Origin of the sequence: Azospirillum griseum, assembly GCF_003966125.1 — a bacterium.
In the GTDB taxonomy this organism is placed as follows: domain Bacteria; phylum Pseudomonadota; class Alphaproteobacteria; order Azospirillales; family Azospirillaceae; genus Azospirillum; species Azospirillum griseum.
Window position 1 is genome coordinate 1 of sequence record NZ_RXMA01000218.1, and the last position, 205, is coordinate 205.

1 protein-coding gene is annotated in these 205 nt (G+C 69.3%); it reads left to right on the forward strand.

What is annotated here, in order from left to right:
• Nucleotides 1–205, forward strand: a 205-nt coding sequence (locus EJ903_RS27210) for a hypothetical protein (protein WP_158628035.1), incomplete at both ends; no start/stop codon positions are given.

A 205-nucleotide genomic window follows, 5' to 3' on the forward strand; every position in this document is an offset into this window, starting at 1 on the left:
ACCACGGGCAACAGCCTGCTGCTCAGTCAGGTGGAAACGCTGACCGGCGGGGTCGGCACCGATGTGGTGACGCTGGCCACCGCCAGCTTCGACGCCGCCAGCGACGTCAACCGTCTGGGCGGGTCGTCCGGGAACACGCTGCTGGCGTCCGGGCTGGAGACGCTGGTGGGGTCCAGCGGCTTTGACACGGTGTTCCTGGGGTCGT